The organism is Pontibacterium sp. (genome assembly GCF_041587635.1).
Classification (GTDB): Bacteria; Pseudomonadota; Gammaproteobacteria; order Pseudomonadales; family Balneatricaceae; genus Pontibacterium.
The window spans coordinates 1-2661 of record NZ_JBFGYC010000552.1; the positions used below are offsets into that span (position 1 = coordinate 1).

4 protein-coding genes are annotated in these 2661 nt (G+C 53.9%); all 4 read left to right on the top strand.

Features of this window, described 5'->3' with window-relative positions; translation table 11 throughout:
- On the top strand, nt 1-344 hold a 344-nt coding region (locus ABYW01_RS18855; protein WP_372835840.1), incomplete at its 5' end, for a hypothetical protein.
- Nucleotides 341-1057 carry a hypothetical protein gene (locus ABYW01_RS18860; RefSeq protein ID WP_372835841.1) on the top strand — a complete coding sequence of 239 codons (717 nt, stop codon included), beginning with the start codon at nt 341-343 and terminating at the stop codon, nt 1055-1057. The genes ABYW01_RS18855 and ABYW01_RS18860, both read left to right, overlap by 4 nt.
- A 12-nt stretch (nt 1058-1069) precedes the next feature.
- Entirely contained in the window at nt 1070-1540 is a 471-nt protein-coding gene (locus tag ABYW01_RS18865; RefSeq protein WP_372835842.1) for a hypothetical protein, read from the top strand.
- The gene (locus ABYW01_RS18870; RefSeq protein ID WP_372835844.1) at nt 1540-2556 is read left to right on the top strand and encodes a hypothetical protein; all 1017 of its coding nucleotides are present in this window, start codon (nt 1540-1542) and stop codon (nt 2554-2556) included. The genes ABYW01_RS18865 and ABYW01_RS18870 overlap by 1 nt, the downstream gene beginning before the upstream one ends.
- Nucleotides 2557-2661 lie beyond the last annotated feature (105 nt).

Sequence of the window (2661 nt, forward strand, 5' to 3'; positions counted from 1 at the left end):
CCAATAGAGATAAGGCCAGAGAGTCTATTTCGGCGCTGCTAACGAACCCGATGGGTTATGTCGGCGTGGTCGATAGTGATGGCAGTCAGGGCGTCCTTATAGCCGTGGCTGCAGAATCATGGGCGCATGACGGCTTAATCGTCAGCGACCTTCTATTCTATGCCCGCAAAAATGGGCGTGCACTTCTAAGTCATCATTTTGATTGGTCAGACGGCTTTCCTCAACCAAAGATCAACTTTCTCGGTATTTCGTTTGGTGGCGACAAAGCTGAGCGAGCCGAACAATTCTATCAGCGCCTTGGCTTCACTAAAGTCGGCGCTCAATTTATTCGGGGTGACGTATGAGTGGTCCTATGATTATGGCCGGCATTAAGTTGGTCGGCAGCGTAATGGCTGCAAAAACTGCAGTAGAAGGCATCAAGGAAGGCAATCTACTAAAAGCTGTCGCTGGCGGCGTTGGTGCATATATGGGCTTTAACGGCTTGGCGGGAGCAGGCGGAGCCGGTGTTAGCGCCACTAAAGACACTGCGCTGGATGTTGCTACTAAATCAGGGTCAGCCACCGCGCCCGCCAGCGGAGCGGGGGGCATTACCGCGCTATCCGAAATGGGAGGGCTGGATGGTGCCCTAAATGGCACAGCAGGAAGTCTCTCTGGTGGCGTTTCGCTTAACCCTGAACTGGTGTCATTTAATGACTCATTGGGCGCAGGCATGAATGATATTAGCTCAGTCGTCCTTCCTGATAGCTCGACTTATCTACAGAACAATTTGGGCGACATGGCGAGCAAGATTGCCCCGGTGGCGCAACCCGGGGGAGGTCTACTGGAAACGCTGAGTGAATACGGCGGAAAAGCGATGGACTACATGGAGAAAAACCCAATGGTTGCGCTCACTGCGGCCCAAGTGGGTGGCGGGTTACTGCAAGGTATGAGCCAAGAAAAAATGCAGGAAGCGCAATGGAAGCGTGATGATGAAGAGCGCCGCCGCCGATCTACAACGGCCAATACTAACTTCCTGAACAAGCTCACCTATGACCCAACTCGCGGTCGATTTGTATAAGAGGATCACCACATGGCAGGACTACTCGAAGCGCAGCCGCAGCAGGCGCAACCAGTGCAGCAGCCACAGCAACAACCAGCGGCAGCCCCCATTACACAAGACCTTTCCCCAGAGCAGATAGCCACGCTCAAAAAAGGATTTCAGATCGGCCAGCAGATCCTGTACGACAAGCAGGTATTTGCCTCCATGATGGAGGAGATTCAAGGCGATCCCATCCAAGGGCTGGCCAGCGCGGTTGTGCAGGTGCTTCAGAAGATTCAGGAAGCATTGGGAGCGATGGATTTCACGATCACTGCATCACTGGGTATAGCGCTGTTGGGCGATGTTGCCGATCTCGTGACCCAGACGGGTCGCGCTCAATATGGACCTGATGAGCAGGCGCAGGCGCTAGAGCTGGCTGTTCAGATGTGGCTTGGCGCAAATGCGGGACAGTACGACCAGAACGAACTGATGGGCGCAATGCAGCAAATGGGAGGTGCGTAATGGGCTGGGGTTTATTGCAAGGCATCGGGCAAGGCATGAGCAAAGCTGCTGATATGGGGTTTGAGCATTTACGTCAGGAGCGGCTTCAGGAATGGAAGCAGCAGCAGACTCAGGCGCACTGGGATCGTGAAGATACTCACAGGGCCGAGGATCAGGCGGCAGCAGTCGCGTCCAAGCAGGACGACCGTGCTTACGATCTGGTGAAGCAGCAGAATCAACATAAACTCCAAATGGAAATGGAGCGAATGAAGCAGAGAACAGCGAACGGGAAGTTTGGGGCAGCCAAGCCCGGCATTAATCCAGATACGAAACTGCCGGGGTATTTTCAGACTAATCAGAGCGGTGATACCCGATGGCTTGATGCCGTTCCTCCGCAGAAAAACGGAGTCACCGTTGGCCCAGATGGAACTATTCAGATCGGTGGATCGGGTGGCGAACTATCCACCTCTGCACAGACCAAGGTCGAAAAAGACCTCTTGGATACTACAGACATTTTAGCGCGCTTGGAGGATGCGTCCGGCTCTTTTGATGCTAACTATCAAACCTTGGGCAACAAGTTCAGCTCAATGGTGACGGGTGGTCGATCCCTGCTGGGGCTTGATGTATCCCCGGGAGACCAGAAGGACTACAACTCCTATATCGATCACCGCGCCCGAATTGGCGGGATTACCACCATCGTGCGTAATCAGCTGTTCGGTGCGGCTCTAACCGATACAGAGAAAGCATCTGCCGCCGTATTCCTGCCCGATGTTCAAAAGGATAACCCGCTGGAGTTAAAGCAGAAATTCAACACCATGCTCCGCACCACAAAGCGCGCTTCGGCTCGCCTGAACTATATCCGCAAGAACGGCCTAGAGATGAAGAGCGTGCCGCTGGAGTCGATGGATCAGATTATGGCGGATGCAGCTAAGCGACTGGATCAGCAGATCCGACAAAGCAATCCGGGGCTGCCCGAAGAGGCCGTTCGACAGCAGGTAATTGATGGCGTGCGTCGAGAATTTGGACTGGTGAAATAATATGAATGAATATTCTGCAGACGAGATTTTCGGCATGCCTTCTGGGGCGGCCCCCCCTCAAAATGGCTCACAGGTAATCGAGCCTATGCCAGATAGCGGTGATGC